The following is a 14,966-nucleotide window of genomic DNA, read 5'->3' on the forward strand; positions in this document are numbered from 1 at the left end:
GCCGGTCGTTGCCGAGTCGCCGCGCGCTCAGACGGGACCCAACGCGACCGGGGCGCCGTCCGGCAGCTCGACCGTGATCGGGTCACCCGCTCGCACCATCCCACTGCGCTCGACGACCGACATCACCCCGGCTCGGCGAATGACCTGCACCGTCCGCACCTCGGGTGAGGCCGTCGACGGGGCGGGTTCGTCGGTCGGGGTCCCGTCGGTCCTGGAGAGCACCACTTTGAGCAGACCCGGCTTGAAGTCGTTGATCTGCGCGCACGGGTTGCGCAGGCCGGTGAGCCGCACGACGGCCTCGTCGCCGAGGTGCAGGCGGGTGTCGACCGGGAGCGCATGCAGGTCGACACCGCTGGTCAGCACGTTTTCGCCGAGGTCACCCGCGGCCAGGGTGTAACCCATGCGCTCGGCGGTCTCGAACACCTCGCTGGGCACGAGATGCACCTGCCGCAGGTTGGGTTGGTTCGGGTCGCGACGCACCCGGGACCGATGTTGCACAAGGGTTCCCGCGTGCGCGTCACCTCGCACCCCCAGGTCGGCGACCAACTCGATCGCCTCCACCGGCGCCTTGGAGAAGCGGTGCAGCTCGTCCCGGCTGACGGCGGCCACACGGGGCTGGTTCATGGGTCGATCCTCGCATCAACCGGTTATGGGTCAGAAGTCGAGCAGCCGACGGACGGCGGTGTCGGCGAGCAGCCGTCCACGCAGGGTGAGCACGAGTCGCCGATCGCGCAGGGCCGTCGGTCCGTCGACGAGACCGTCGCCGATCAGCCCGGCGACGGCGGTGCGCCCGGCGGGTTCGAGGTCGTCGAGGGCGAGGCCGGCGTCGCGACGGATGCCGAGGAGCACGCGCTCCTCGTATCGCTGTGTGTCCGTGAGCAATTCGCGTCCGGCGCCTGGTGAGTTGCCCTCGGCCAGCACCGAGGCGTACGCCGCAGGGTGCTTGCGATTCCACCAGCGCACCCCACCAACGTGACTGTGCGCGCCGGGCCCGATCCCCCACCAGTTCGCGTCCGACCAGTACAGCTCGTTGTGGCGGCAGCGCAGCGAGGGGTCGGTGGCCCAGTTCGACACCTCGTACCAGGAGTAACCGGCCACGGCGAGCATGGAGTCGGCAAGCTCGTACTTGTCGGCTTCGTCGTCGTCATCGGGCATCGTCACCTGGCCGCGGCGCACCTGAGCCGCGAGCTTCGTGCCCTGTTCGACTACGAGCGCGTAGGCACTGATATGCCCGGGTTCCAAGGCAATTGCCGCGTCCAGCGAGGTGCGCCAGTCGGCGAGCGACTCCCCCGGTGTGCCGTAGATGAGGTCGACACTGGTCGCCAGCCCGGCCGCCTTCGCCGCCTCGACGCTGCGCCCGACATTGGCGGGGTCGTGGGTGCGCTCGAGCGTGTGCAGCACGTGTGGCACCGCCGACTGCATCCCGAACGACACCCGGGTGAAACCGCCGTCCGCCAGCACCTCCAGCGATTCGGGAGTCACCGAGTCGGGGTTGGCTTCGGTCGTGATCTCGGCATCATCGGCAAAGCCGAACCGGTCGCGCAGGGCGCCGATCATCCGCACCAGGTCGTGCGCCGCGAGCATCGTGGGCGTGCCGCCGCCGACGAACACCGTCGAGATCGGCGGCGCCTGGTCACCCAGCACCCGTACGGCGAGGTCGATCTCCCGAATCGCGGTGTCCGCGTACGAACCCACGCTCGCGCCAGGGCCGAGCTCGGTCAGGGTGTAGGTGTTGAAGTCGCAGTAGCCGCACCGCACCCGACAGAAGGGCACGTGCAGGTAGACCCCGAAAGGCTTGTGCTGCAACGCCTCCAGCGCCGTCGCCGGCAGGTGTCCGTCGGTCGGGACAGGTTCACCATCGGGCAGCGCGCTGGGCATTGGTCCATTCTCGCCGACGTCGACCCGCACGCCGAATCGCTGCACCAACCGCCACAGGCGCTGCACCTGCGTCCAGTCACTGCTGGTGCACCACCAGTGGCTGGCGAGTAGCGCAGCGTTTGCGGGCGGGGGTCAGAGGGTGCCGGTCAGGGCCTGCATGGCCAGGCTGGTCGAGGCGACCAGCACCGACAGGATCGCCCCCAACAACAACGGCCGCAGGCCGGTGCGGCGCAGCTGCGCCGGGCGCATGGACAGCCCGATCGCGGTGAGCGCCAGGGTGATTCCGAAGGTGCCGATCCTCGACAGGCCAGGGTGCCAGACGGTCGGGATGACTCCGATCGAGTTGACCGCCGCCGCTACCACGAACCCGACGAGGAACCACGGCACCACCTGACGCAATGGAATGCGCACCGTCGACGGACCGCCGGGCGACGACGACGCGGCGCGACGCGCTGTCAGGTAAGCCAGCACGATCGTGATCGGGATGATCATCAACGACCGGGTGAGCTTCACGACGATCGCTTGGTCGCCCGCACCGTCGCCGAAACCATAGGCGGCTGCGACGACCGACGACGTGTCGTTGATCGCCGTGCCGGCCCACAGGCCGAAGCTTTCGCCGGTCATCCCGAGCAAGTGGCCGATCACCGGAAAGGTGAGCACTCCGATCACGTTGAAGACGAAGATCGTGCCGAGGGCGTACGCCGCATCGGCCTTCTTGGGGCGCATCACGGCGGTGCTGGCCGCGATCGCCGACGCACCACAGATGCCGGTGCCGACTCCGATGAGCGTTCGCACATCGCGCCCGACACGCAACCAGCGCCCGATGAGGGCGGCGCCCCCGAGCGCGACCGACAGGCTGGCGAGCATCACCGGCAACGAGGACGACCCGACCTGCGCCACCTGGCGCAGCGACAACCCAGTGCCGAGCACCACCACGGACGCCTGCAGCACCTGCTTGGAGCAGACCTCATATCCGCCATCCAGGTGGTGCGACCGCAGCCGCGGCACAGCGACACCCGCGGCAAGGCCAAGGACGATGCCACACACCGGACCGCCGAGCACGGGCGCAAACTGGCCGAAAACCGTTGCCACACAGCCGATGAGCAGCACAACCGCCAACCCGGCGACAAGGCCGCGGCGAGAGGTGCGAGTGGGCGCAGCGTGCAACATGCTTCAACCATCCGCCCTGCGGACACTTCTCGGTAGACGACGATTGAGCAGTACCGCATATCCTTCGCATATGACCGCGCGCCCCGACCCACTCGCACTTGAACTGCTCGTCGCGGTGGCCGCAACCGGCAGCGTCGGCGCCGCCGCACGAACTGTCGGCATGGCTCAACCCAATGCCACCCGCTCGCTCGCCCGGCTCGAACGCCAACTCGGCCTGGACCTGGTGGTGCGCTCTACCCGAGGATCGACCCTGACCGATGCCGGCGCCGTGCTCGTCGACCAGGCCCGCCAGGCGCTGGCCGCTATGGACGCGGTCACCGATTCGGCCGCGACCCTGCGTGGCGACTCCACGCGTCCGCTGCCGGTCGCGGCCAGTCAGACTATTGCCGAACACCTACTACCCCGATGGCTTTCGACGCTGCGCAGCCAGCAACCGAACAGCGCCGTGGCCGTGCACGTGCACAACTCCCACGATGTCGTCGATGATGTGCGATCCGGTCGCACCGCCCTGGGATTCGTCGAAGAGCCCACGGTGCCGGGCGACCTGCACAGCACTGTTGTCGCGCACGACGAGATGGTGCTCGTGGTCGCCCCGCATCACGTCTGGGCTGGCCGGTCGCGCGCGGTCCGCGCCGACGAACTGGCTCGCACCGCACTCATCACCCGCGAACCCGGCTCCGGCACCCGCATGGCCCTCGACGAGGCGCTCGATCAGCAGGTGCGACCGCACCTGGAGCTCCCGAGCAACGCCGCGGTACGGGTCAGCGTCGCTTCGGGCGCAGCACCCGCGGTGCTCAGTCGGCTCGCGGTCGCCGACGCCCTGTCGGCCGGCACCTTGGTGACCGTGCCGCTCGGGCTGCAGCTGCGGCGTCCGCTGCGCGCAGTCTGGACCGGATCACGACGTCTCTCGGGGCTCGCCGCAGACCTGGTGTCGATCGCCCGCGACGAAGGCGAAATCAGCTCTTCGCAGTGACCCACACCGGGATGACGCCCGAGACGACCTCACTGCCGTCATCGACATAAGCGGTGCACCGCACGTCGACCTGGAACGGCGGCTGCTTGTCCCAATCCGCGATGTCTGTGCGCGCCTCGCACCGGACGTCGGTGGGCACCTTGGCGATGTAGTCGAGCTGAATTCCCCTGGGAATCCAGCGCATTCCCTTCGGGGTGGTCGCTTCGCAGAGCAGACCCATCGCCGCTTCGAGACCGTTCGCGACGGCGATCGCGTGCACGGTACCGATGTGGTTCTGCACGCCGCGCCGCTTGCGGATCGTGACGACGCCGTGGTGCGGCTCCATGACCTCCACTTTCGGGCGCACCGTTGCGAAGTACGGCGCCTTCAGCATGAAGGCGAGCGAGAACGCGCTCTTGCCGAGCGGCTTGCTTTCGAGCTGTCGATACATCTGGAAGGTCGAGGCCATACGCAGATGTTACTCGCAGGTAACTTCGATGCGCCACCCTCCCGGGCACGCGGTCAGCGCCGGGTCACCGCAACATCGCGCACGATGCGCTCGACCCGCAGACCCTTCTTCTCAAAGCGGGTCATCGGACGGTCCTCGAACCGCGGAGCGAATCCGCCGCGATCGCCCTCCGGGTCGACGTCGGGGTCGCCCGGGTCGGCGAGTCGCCCGGCGTACGGGTTCGTGAACTCCTCACACCCTTCGACGACGTCGCGGATCTGCCACGCGTAGTCGGCCCAGTCGGTCGCGAGCCGCCACACACCGCCCGACTCGAGCAACGTAGCGACCTGCGTCGCGAACGCCGGCTGCACCAGACGGCGCTTGTGGTGCTTGGTCTTCGGCCACGGGTCGGGGAAGAAGGTCCAGATCTCGTGCAACGTCCCTGGTTCGAACATGAGCGGCATCGACCAGGCCGCATCGGCGATCGCGATGCGCAGGTTGGTGACGCCCGCCGAGACCGCTTTGGTGATGGTGTGCGCGACGCCCGGGCGCCATACCTCGAAGGCGAGGAAGTCAACGTCCGGGTGCAATGCCGCAGCGTGCACGACGGCGTCGCCGGCGCCCGACCCGATCTCGGCGATCAACGGCGCCGACCGCCCGAAGACCCCTTCCTTATCGAAGCGGTAGTCGGGGTCGAGCGTGGTGTCGGTGCCGTTGAGCGGCAGATCGAGCAGGTAGATCGGCCCGTGCTGCTCCATCGCCCGCTCGTGCCGATCGGGCATGCGTCCGCCGCGGCGCGTGAACGATCGGGTGCGGGCCAACGGACGACCGTCGGGGCTCGTCGGAACAACCGGGTCGAAGCCCGAATCGCGTTGTGCCACGGCGCTATTTCTTCGCCTTCTCAGCCGAGGCGTCCTGGGAGAGCGCAGCGATGAAGGCTTCCTGCGGCACCTCGACGGAGCCGACCATCTTCATCCGCTTCTTGCCTTCCTTCTGCTTCTCCAGCAGCTTGCGCTTACGGCTGATGTCACCGCCGTAGCACTTGGCCAGGACGTCCTTGCGGATCGCGCGGATGTTCTCGCGGGCGATGACGCGGGCGCCGATCGCGGCCTGGATCGGCACCTCGAACTGCTGCCTCGGAATGAGCTCCTTGAGCTTGCCGGCCATCATCACGCCGTACGCGTACGCCTTGTCGCGGTGCACGACGGTGCTGAACGCGTCGACCTTGTCGCCCTGGAGCAGGATGTCGACCTTGACCAGGTCGGCCTGCTGCTCGCCATCGGGTTCGTAGTCGAGCGAGGCGTACCCACGGGTGCGCGACTTCAGCGAGTCGAAGAAGTCGAAGACGATCTCGGCGAGCGGCAACGTGTACCGCATCTCGACGCGGTCCTCGGACAGGTAGTCCATGCCGCGCAGCGTGCCGCGTCGACTCTGGCACAGCTCCATGATCGCGCCGATGAACTCGCTCGGCGCCAGGATCGTCGCGCGGACGACGGGCTCGGTGATCGAGTCGACCTTGCCCTCGGGGAACTCGGACGGGTTGGTCACCACGACCGTGCGGCCGTCGTCCAACTTCACGTCGTACACCACGGACGGCAGTGTCGAGATGAGGTCGAGGTCGAACTCGCGCTCGAGGCGTTCGCGCACGATCTCCAGATGCAGCATGCCGAGGAATCCGATGCGGAAGCCGAAGCCCAACGCGGCCGAGGTCTCGGGTTCGTAGACCAGCGCGGCGTCGTTGAGCTTGAGCTTGTCGAGGGCATCACGCAGCACCGGGTAGTCGGAACCGTCGATCGGGTACAGACCGGAGAAGACCATCGGCTTCGGGTCGCGGTAACCACCCAGGGCATCGGTGGCGCCGTCTCGCGCGGAGGTGATCGTGTCACCGACCCGCGACTGGCGGACGTCTTTCACTCCGGTGATGAGGTAGCCGACCTCGCCGACGCCGAGCCCCTTCGCAGGCACCGGTTCCGGCGAGATGACGCCGATCTCCAGCAGTTCGTGGGTCGCCTTCGTCGACATCATCTGGATCTTCTCGCGCGGGTTCAGATTGCCGTCGACCACGCGAACGTAGGTGACGACGCCGCGGTAGGTGTCGTAGACGGAGTCGAAGATCATCGCGCGGGCGGGAGCATTCGCATCGCCCACCGGAGCCGGGAACTGCTGGACGATCTGGTCGAGCAGCGGTTCGACGCCGACGCCGGTCTTGCCCGACACCCTGAGGCAGTCCTGCGGCTCGCAGCCGATCAAGCCGGCGAGTTCCTCGGCGTACTTCTCCGGCTGCGCCGCCGGCAGGTCGATCTTGTTCAGCACCGGGATGATCGTGAGGTCGTTCTCCATCGCCAGGTACAGGTTGGCGAGCGTCTGCGCCTCGATGCCCTGCGCCGCGTCGACGAGCAGCACCGCTCCCTCACACGCGGCGAGCGACCGGGACACCTCATAGGTGAAGTCGACGTGCCCGGGCGTGTCGATCATGTTGAGGCAGAAGGTCTCCCCATCCATCTCCCACGGCATGCGCACGGCCTGGCTCTTGATCGTGATTCCGCGCTCACGCTCGATGTCCATGCGGTCGAGGTACTGCGCCCGCATCGCGCGGTCGTCGACGACGCCGGTGATCCCCAGCATGCGATCGGCGAGGGTGGACTTGCCGTGGTCGATGTGCGCGATGATGCAGAAGTTTCGGATCTGCGAAGGCGGCGTCGCGGCTGGTTGCAGCGCGGTGCGTGCCATGGGTGCCACAGATGGTTCCTTGCGTTGTTCTCGGCCGGACAGGTATTCGTCCCAGTCTCCCACGCCTGCCGAGGTGTCCCGACAACCCTCCGAGACGACGTTCTAGGCGTGAGCGGCCGCGTCCCGACGTCCGAGGGTGGCGGACACGATCGTGATGAGGATGCCACCGAGGGCGAGCAGCGCGCCGATCCGGCTCGGCCATTCGTAGCCCAGACCGCGGTCCAGGACAATGCTGCCCAGCCATGCGCCGAGCGCGTTCGCCATGTTCAGGGTGGAGTGGTTGAGGGCCGCAGCGAGCGACTGACCCTCCTGCGCGACGTCCATCAGCCGGGTCTGCAGCATAGGCACGAGGATCGTGGGCAGGAAGCCGAGCAGGAAGACCGCGATCACGGCGGTGACCGGGTGGTGCGCCATGAAACCGAACACGGCCAACAGGGTCGCTATGAGCACCAGGGACCCCAGGATGCCGCGCATCAGACCGAACTGCGAGACGCGTCCGGCGACGATCGCGCCGATCGTCATGCCGACGCCGTAGACGACGAGGATCAACGGGACGGTGCTCTCGGCGAAGCCGGCCAGGTTGGTCATCGTCGGGGCGATGTAGGAGAACGTGGCGAACATCCCGCCGAAACCGACGGTGCCGATACCGAGCGCCAACCACACCTGAGGACGGGTGAGCGCCTTGAGTTCCTTTGCGGCAGAGGCGTTCTCGTCAGCCGCCTGACGCGGCACCCAGGCGAGCACCGCGGCGACACAGGCCAGCGAGATCACTCCGACGAACACGTACGGGTATTCCCAGCCGAACCGTTGACCGAGGACGGTGGACAGCGGGACGCCGATGACATTCGCGACCGTGAGCCCGGCGAGCATCATCGAGACGGCCCAGGTGCGTCGGTGCGGAGCGACCATGGACGCGGCCACGACGGACCCGATGCCGAAGTAGGCGCCGTGCGGCAGCCCGGACAGGAAGCGGGTGATCAGCAGGGTGCCGTACGAAGCGGCGAGCGCCGAACCGATGTTGGCCAGGGCGAACGCGATCATCAGCCAGATCAACTGAGCCTTGCGGGGTGCGCGGGCAGCCAGCGTTGCGATCAACGGGGCTCCGACGACGACGCCCAGCGCGTACGCGGACACGACGTGGCCGGCCTTCGGGATCGAGATGTCGACACCGTCCGCGATCTGCGGCAGCAGACCCATCGTGACGAATTCGGCGGTGCCGATCGCGAAACCGCCGAGCGCCAATGCGAAGAGCGCGAGGCCGACATGATGCGCGCGAGCCACCGCCTGATCGCCGTCGACGTCGATGGTCTGCGGGGCGCTGGCTCGGATCACCGATCGAGTCTTCCGGCAATCGGAAGTTGTCGGCGAATCCTCGCGCTGGTTCGTGAGCAACATCACCCGTTGCGGTGGCGACTGGTGGCGTCCGGCGGCGACGCTCGGCGAGCACTCACCCACCCGCAGCGTCGATGTTATTGCTAGGGTATTCCATACAGAAGGAGCCTCATTCCGCGATGCGGAATACCGTGTTGCACGTCAGACAGACAGAGGAGTCGCATGTCCACCTTGAACCTGCCGGATGGCGTCGAAGTCACCGGTCCGGTGAAGGACCGTTACGACGAGATCCTTTCGCCCAAGGCGCTCGAACTGGTCGCCAAGCTGCACCGTGAACTGAACGCCCGACGCCTCGAACTGCTCGATGCACGCGAGGACAAGGCCAAGAGGGTTGCCGCCGGCGAGGACCTCGACTTCCTGCCGGAGACCAAGGACATCAGGCAGGACGACAGCTGGAAAGTCGCGCCGCTCGCTCCGGGGCTGGAGGACCGCCGCGTCGAGATGACCGGGCCCACCGACCGCAAGATGACGATCAACGCGCTCAACTCCGGTGCCAAGGCCTGGCTGGCCGACCAGGAGGACGCCAACACCCCGATGTGGGGCAACGTCGTCGAGGGCCCGATGAACCTGATGGACGCACTCGACGGCACCATCGATTTCACCAGCCCGCAGGGTAAGGAGTACAAGCTCGTCGAGGCCGACAAGCAGCCGACGATCATCGTGCGCCCGCGCGGCTGGCACCTGCCGGAGAAGCACATCCTGGTCGACGGCGAAGAGACCTCCGGTTCCCTCGTCGACTTCGCGCTCTACTTGACCGCCTGCGGTCAGAAGCAGATCGACCGCGGCAAGGGCCCGTACTTCTACTGCCCGAAGATGGAAAGCCACCTGGAGGCTCGCCTCTGGAACGACGCGTTCGTCATCGGCCAAGACTTCCTTGGCATCCCCCAGGGCACCATCCGCGCCACCTGCCTCATCGAGACCTTCCCAGCCGCGTTCGAGATGGAGGAGATTCTCTACGAACTGCGCGACCACTCCTCCGGCCTCAACGCCGGACGCTGGGACTACCTGTTCTCGGCCATCAAGACCTACCGCACCCGCGGCGCCGACTTCATTCTGCCCGACCGAAACACCGTCACGATGACCGTGCCGTTCATGCGCGCTTACACCGAGCTGCTGGTGCGCACCTGCCACAAGCGTGGCGCCTCCGCAATCGGCGGTATGGCCGCGTTCATCCCGAGCAAGGACGAGGCGGTCAACAAGAACGCCTTCGAGAAGCTGGCCGCCGACAAGGGCCGCGAGGCCAACGACGGATTCGACGGTTCGTGGGTGGCTCACCCGGGAATGGTGCAGGCGTGCGACGAGGTCTTCTCCGCAAAGTTCGGCGAGGGCAAGACCAACCAGCTAGACAACCTGCGTGAAGACGTTTCGGTCACCGCGCAGCAGCTGCTCGACGTGAAGTCGACGCCCGGCGAGGTGACCGAGGCGGGTCTGCGGGCCAATATCGACGTTGCGCTGCAGTACCTCAATTCGTGGCTGACCGGCCGCGGAGCGGTCGCCATCCACAACCTGATGGAGGACGCCGCCACCGCGGAGATCTCCCGTTCGCAGATCTGGCAGCAGATCAAGAACGAGGTCACCACGGCCGACACGGGCAAGCTCATCACCAAAGACCTTGTGCTGCAGCTGACCGACGAGATCATCGCCGAACTGCCGGGAGAGGCGAGCGACTGGAACGACGCGAGGGCAACCTTCCTGGAAGTGGCCGTCGCCGACGACTACGCCAACTTCCTCACCCTGCCGGCTTACGAGCGGATGCCGTAGCCTATGGCCACTTCGAGCGGGTCGATCGCAGCCGTGATCGAACGGTTGCGGTCGGCCCTGCCGCGTGAGGCGGTCATCACCGACCCGGCGCGTCTGGCGACCTACGACTGTGACGGGCTGCTGGTTCACCGGGTGACCCCGGCCGTGGTCGTGCTCGCCTCGGACGCTGAGCAGGTGCGCCTCGCCGTCCGAGCATGCGCGGAAGCCGGGGTGCCCTTCGTCGCGCGCGGTTCGGGCACTGGGTTGTCCGGTGGCGCGCTCCCCCTCGCCGATGGCGTCCTGATCGTGATGAGTGGGTTCCGGGAGATCAAGGAGATCTCCCGCGCCGATCAGCGTGCGGTGGTCGACCCAGGCGTCATCAATCTTTCTGTCACTCAGGCGAGTTCGCCGGAGGGTTATTACTTCGCGCCGGACCCCTCGAGCCAGCAGATCTGTACGATCGGCGGCAATGTCGCCGAGAACTCCGGCGGCGCGCATTGCCTGAAGTACGGCTTCACCAGCAACCACGTGCTGTCGGCTGAGGTGGTCATGCCCGACGGTTCGCAGGTGACGCTCGGTCAGCGAGCACCCGACGCGCCCGGCTACGACCTGCTCGGTGCGTTCGTCGGCTCGGAAGGCACCCTCGGTGTCGCCACCGAAGTGACGGTGAAACTGTTGCGCTCGGCCGAGTCTGTTCAGACCTTCCTGGCTGGTTTCGAGTCGACGGACGCGGCGGGCGCGGCCACCTCGGCGATCATCGCCGCGGGTATCGTGCCGGCCGCGATCGAGATGATGGACGCGCTCGCGATCGAGGCCGCGGAGGCGGCGGTGGCGTGCAACTACCCGGACGGCGCGGGCGCGGTGCTGGTGGTCGAACTTGACGGTCCGACGGCCGAGGTGGAGGCCGAATCGGCTGCCGCGCAACGGATGTGCCGGGAGGCCGGTGCGTTCGAGATCAGGTTGGCCGCCGATGCCGAGGAGCGGATGGCGATCTGGCGGGGCCGCAAGTCGGCATTCGCCGCGGTCGGTCGTATCTCGCCCGATTACATCGTCCAGGACGGCGTCATCCCGCGCACGAAGCTGTCGCAGGTGCTGGGCCAGATGGGTGAACTCGCTGCCGACAAGGGAGTGCGCGTCGCGAACGTGTTCCATGCGGGCGACGGGAACCTCCACCCTCTGGTGCTCTTCGACGGCAGCGTGCCCGGCGAGAGCGAACGCGCTGAGGAGGTGTCCGGAGCGATCCTCGACCTGTGCCTGGAACACGGCGGATCGATCACCGGCGAGCACGGTGTCGGCTTCGACAAGGCGAAGCACATGCCGAAGATGTTCACCGAAGTCGATCTCGACACCATGCAGCGGGTGCGCTGTGCCTTCGATCCGCACGGACTGTCGAACCCCGGCAAGATCTACCCGACGCCGCGGCTGTGCGGCGAAGTGCCGCGCAAGCGGTCGGCGAACGATCCGAACCCCTACGAGGGCAAGGCGGAAATCTTCTGATGAGCTTGCGAGAAACATTGCAGCACCGTGGAATCGATGTCGAGCAGGGCACATCGGCGACGCTGTTCGACGGACGCGCGCCGAGTTGTGTCGCTCGGCCGACGTCGACCGAAGAGGTAGCCGAAACAGTCCGAGCCGCTCGTGAGCACGGCGCGGTCGTCGCGGTGCGGGGTGCCGGCACGAAACTGACGTGGGGTTCTCCCGCCGGCCACTACGACCTGGTCCTCGACCTGTCGGCGATGAACCGGGTGCTCGAACACCAGCCCGGCGATCTCATCGTCAGCGCGGAGGCCGGTTGCCCGCTGAACGTCGTCCAGAGCACCGTCGCTCGGGCGGGCCAGCGGCTCGCGCTCGACGAAATGGTGCCGGGCACCACTGTCGGTGGGCTCATCGCAACCAATACGAGCGGGCCGCTGCGTGTGCTCGCGGGCTCCGTGCGCGACCTGCTCATCGGGGTGACGGTCGTGCTGGCCGACGGCACCGTCGCCCACGCAGGCGGCAAAGTGGTCAAGAATGTCGCTGGCTACGACCTCGGCAAGTTGATGGTCGGCTCGTACGGCACGCTCGCGATCGTCACCGAGGCGACCTTCCGGCTGCACCCGGTGCCGCAGGCGTCCGAGTGGGTCGTCGGTCAACACCCGATCGCGGAATTGCCGCACGTACTCAACGACCTTTTGCATAGTCAAGACGCACCGAGCGCGGTCGAGATCCGTTGCGAGACTGCGGATTCGGTAGTTCTCGCCGTGCTGATCGAAGGCACTGAGGGGGGCGTTTCCGCCCGCTCCGGGCGGATCCGCGCGACCGTCGCCGGCGAGACAGCGCCAGCACCCGGGTGGACCGGCACCTACCCGTGGCCCGTGGGCGAAGGCATCGGACTGAAGATCACCGCGCAACTGTCCGCTGTGCCGAATGTCGTTGCGGCAGCGGCCGAACTCGGCTGGACGATCCAGGGATCAGCCGGTGCGGGAGTGCTGTACGCATCTCCGTCCGGCGCAGCCGAACCGAATGATGTCGAGGCCGCCGCAGCACGTTTTCGTGAGGTCGCCCTCGGCGGCAGCGTGATCGTGCTCGATGCCCCGAAGGAGATGCGCGGGCAGGTCGATGTGTGGGGTCCGATCCCGGCCATCGACATCATGCGCCGTGTGAAACAGCAGTTCGATCCGGAAAACCATTTGGCCCCAGGCCGATTCGTGGGAGGAATCTGATGCCCGACCCCCGCACCGCCTCTGAACCGGCTATCACGCCAGGCGTTGACGTCAGTGTCGAACCGATGTCGCGGATCACTGGATTCGACGAGCACAACCCACCCGACCCGAGCCTGCTGTCCGACTGTGTGCACTGTGGCTTCTGCTTGACGACCTGCCCGACGTATGTGCTGTGGGGCGAGGAAATGGACTCCCCGCGGGGACGGATCCACCTGATGAAGAACGTCACCGAGGGCGCACCGCTCGACGACACGGTTGTCGGCCACATCGACGCCTGCCTCGGCTGCATGGCCTGCGTGACGGCGTGCCCGAGTGGGGTGCAGTACGACCGCCTGCTTGAGCAGACCCGGGCCCAGGTCGAGCGCAACACGACCAGGTCCAGGTCGGAACGGGCACTTCGTGCTGCGGTCTTCAGCCTGTTCCCCTACCCCAAGCGGCTCAAGGCGTTGCGTGGACCACTGCGCCTGACGCAGAAGGTCGGCCTCGACCGCGCGATCAACAAGTCCGGCCTGCTGGAACGCATTTCGCCGTCGCTTGCGATGCTGCAGAGCCTCACCCCCGAGCTGACCAAGCCGGAAAGGCTGCCCGAACGCATCCCGGCGAAGGGCACCAAGCGGGCGACCGTCGCGATGCTCACCGGCTGCGTGCAGGACGCGTTCTTCTCCGGGGTCAACGCCGCTACCGCGCGGGTGCTGGCCGCCGAGGGCTGCGACGTGGTGGTGCCACAGGGCCAGGGTTGTTGCGGTGCGCTGTCGAGCCACTCCGGCCGTGAGCCCGAGGCGCAACACTTCGCTCGAGCGCTCATCGACACCTTCGAGCGCTACGAGGTCGACTACATCGTGGTCAACTCCGCGGGCTGTGGCAGCGCGATGAAGGAGTACGAATTCCTGCTCGCCGACGACTCAACCCACCAAGCCGACGAGCGCGTGCGGAGCTTCCGCGAGAAGGTGCGCGACGTGAGCGAACTGCTGGCCAAACTCGGCCCGGTCGCCACCTATCACCCGCTGCCCCTCACCGTGGCTTACCACGACGCGTGCCACCTCGGTCATGCGCAGGGCATCCGCAACCAGCCGCGTGAGCTGCTGCGCGCGGTGCCGGAGCTGACCGTGAAGGAGATCAAGGACGCGTCGATCTGTTGCGGGTCGGCAGGCATCTACAACGTGCTGAACCCCGAGCCGGCCAAGCAACTCGGCGACACGAAGGCCGCCAACGTGATCGCGACGGGTGCGCAGTTGCTGGTGACGGCCAACCCGGGGTGCATCATGCAGATCGCCCAGGGTGTCGAGAGAGCGGGCGGACGCATCGGCACGGCCCACATCGTCACCGTGCTCGACCACTCGCAACGCGGACTGTCGGCGGACGAACTGCTGAAGTAGTCGCATGCGGTTCTGGGTCAACAGCGCCCTACGGGTGACCCGGCAGATCCTCGACGCCACCCGTGCGGCCGCGCCGTCCGGTCGATCACGCTCGGACGGCGCGAGCCGGACGCCGGTTGCCGAACCTGCTCCCGAACAACACCCTTACCCGGGCGACTTCGGCGGGACCCCCGACTTCGAGTACGCCCCGAAGCCGGACGGCAGACCCGACCCTGGCGAGATCGTGTGGACCTGGGTGCCGTACGAGGAGGACCACTCCCGCGGCAAGGACCGTCCGGTGCTGCTGGTCGGGCGGGCGGGTGAGTGGCTGCTCGCGCTGCCTCTCACCAGCAAGGATCACGATCGCGACGCCGACCAGGAGCGTCGGGCCGGCCGCGAGTGGGTCGACATCGGATCCGGTCCGTGGGACCGCCGCGGTCGGCCCAGCGAGGTACGCCTGAACCGGGTGCTGCGGGTCGACCCCAGCGCCGTCCGGCGCGAAGGAGCCGTACTCGACCAGCACCTCTTCGACGCGGTCGCCCGAGCCTTCACCGGACGCTGACAAGACCATCCTGGGAAATCGGCGTGTTTCCCGGTAC

13 protein-coding genes are annotated in these 14,966 nt (G+C 67.4%); 6 read left to right on the forward strand and 7 right to left on the reverse strand.

The window, feature by feature from the left end; genetic code table 11:
• Window positions 1-27 precede the first annotated feature (27 nt).
• The 3 genes from FB459_RS13235 to FB459_RS13245 all read right to left on the reverse strand — a co-directional run bounded on the left by FB459_RS13235 (window position 28) and on the right by FB459_RS13245 (window position 3,048).
• A complete protein-coding gene (locus tag FB459_RS13235) occupies window positions 28-624 on the reverse strand; it encodes an MOSC domain-containing protein (protein WP_141928830.1) in 597 nt (198 codons plus the stop codon).
• A gap of 30 nt (window positions 625-654) precedes the next feature.
• The gene (gene hemW, locus FB459_RS13240; RefSeq protein ID WP_141928831.1) at window positions 655-1,878 is read right to left on the reverse strand and encodes a radical SAM family heme chaperone HemW; all 1,224 of its coding nucleotides are present in this window, start codon (window positions 1,876-1,878) and stop codon (window positions 655-657) included.
• A gap of 132 nt (window positions 1,879-2,010) precedes the next feature.
• A complete protein-coding gene (locus FB459_RS13245; protein WP_141928832.1) occupies window positions 2,011-3,048 on the reverse strand; it encodes a YeiH family protein in 1,038 nt (345 codons plus the stop codon).
• A gap of 70 nt (window positions 3,049-3,118) precedes the next feature.
• Here FB459_RS13245 and FB459_RS13250 point away from each other — a divergent pair, with 70 nt between their 5' ends.
• Window positions 3,119-4,021 carry a LysR family transcriptional regulator gene (locus FB459_RS13250; RefSeq protein ID WP_141928833.1) on the forward strand — a complete coding sequence of 301 codons (903 nt, stop codon included), beginning with the start codon at window positions 3,119-3,121 and terminating at the stop codon, window positions 4,019-4,021.
• Here FB459_RS13250 and FB459_RS13255 read toward each other — a convergent pair.
• From FB459_RS13255 to FB459_RS13270, 4 genes are all read right to left on the reverse strand, one after another.
• Window positions 4,005-4,469 carry a hotdog fold domain-containing protein gene (locus FB459_RS13255; RefSeq protein WP_141928834.1) on the reverse strand — a complete coding sequence of 155 codons (465 nt, stop codon included), beginning with the start codon at window positions 4,467-4,469 and terminating at the stop codon, window positions 4,005-4,007. The genes FB459_RS13250 and FB459_RS13255 overlap by 17 nt on opposite strands.
• A gap of 53 nt (window positions 4,470-4,522) precedes the next feature.
• Entirely contained in the window at window positions 4,523-5,329 is an 807-nt protein-coding gene (gene trmB, locus FB459_RS13260; protein WP_246092446.1) for a tRNA (guanosine(46)-N7)-methyltransferase TrmB, read from the reverse strand.
• A 4-nt stretch (window positions 5,330-5,333) separates the two neighbouring features.
• Window positions 5,334-7,178: a translation elongation factor 4 gene (gene lepA / locus FB459_RS13265; RefSeq protein WP_141929541.1), complete on the reverse strand. Its 1,845-nt coding sequence runs from the start codon at window positions 7,176-7,178 to the stop codon at window positions 5,334-5,336.
• 102 nt (window positions 7,179-7,280) lie between these two features.
• Window positions 7,281-8,510: an MFS transporter gene (locus FB459_RS13270; RefSeq protein ID WP_246092447.1), complete on the reverse strand. Its 1,230-nt coding sequence runs from the start codon at window positions 8,508-8,510 to the stop codon at window positions 7,281-7,283.
• A 222-nt stretch (window positions 8,511-8,732) separates the two neighbouring features.
• Between FB459_RS13270 and aceB the strand changes: the two genes are divergently transcribed.
• The 5 genes from aceB to FB459_RS13295 all read left to right on the forward strand — a co-directional run bounded on the left by aceB (window position 8,733) and on the right by FB459_RS13295 (window position 14,929).
• Window positions 8,733-10,331, forward strand: coding sequence for a malate synthase A (gene aceB, locus FB459_RS13275; protein WP_141928835.1), 1,599 nt, complete (start codon window positions 8,733-8,735; stop codon window positions 10,329-10,331).
• A 3-nt stretch (window positions 10,332-10,334) separates the two neighbouring features.
• A complete protein-coding gene (locus tag FB459_RS13280; protein ID WP_141928836.1) occupies window positions 10,335-11,807 on the forward strand; it encodes an FAD-linked oxidase C-terminal domain-containing protein in 1,473 nt (490 codons plus the stop codon).
• Window positions 11,807-13,012, forward strand: a complete 1,206-nt coding sequence (locus tag FB459_RS13285) for an FAD-binding oxidoreductase (RefSeq protein WP_141928837.1) — start codon at window positions 11,807-11,809, stop codon at window positions 13,010-13,012. The genes FB459_RS13280 and FB459_RS13285 overlap by 1 nt, the downstream gene beginning before the upstream one ends.
• Window positions 13,013-13,077: 65 nt before the next feature.
• Window positions 13,078-14,388 (forward strand): (Fe-S)-binding protein, encoded by a 1,311-nt coding sequence (locus FB459_RS13290; protein WP_141928838.1) that lies wholly within the window; start codon window positions 13,078-13,080, stop codon window positions 14,386-14,388.
• Between the two features lie 4 nt (window positions 14,389-14,392).
• Window positions 14,393-14,929, forward strand: coding sequence for a type II toxin-antitoxin system PemK/MazF family toxin (locus tag FB459_RS13295; RefSeq protein WP_141928839.1), 537 nt, complete (start codon window positions 14,393-14,395; stop codon window positions 14,927-14,929).
• Window positions 14,930-14,966 lie beyond the last annotated feature (37 nt).

Source organism: Yimella lutea (assembly GCF_006715095.1).
In the GTDB taxonomy this organism is placed as follows: Bacteria; Actinomycetota; Actinomycetes; order Actinomycetales; family Dermatophilaceae; genus Yimella; species Yimella lutea.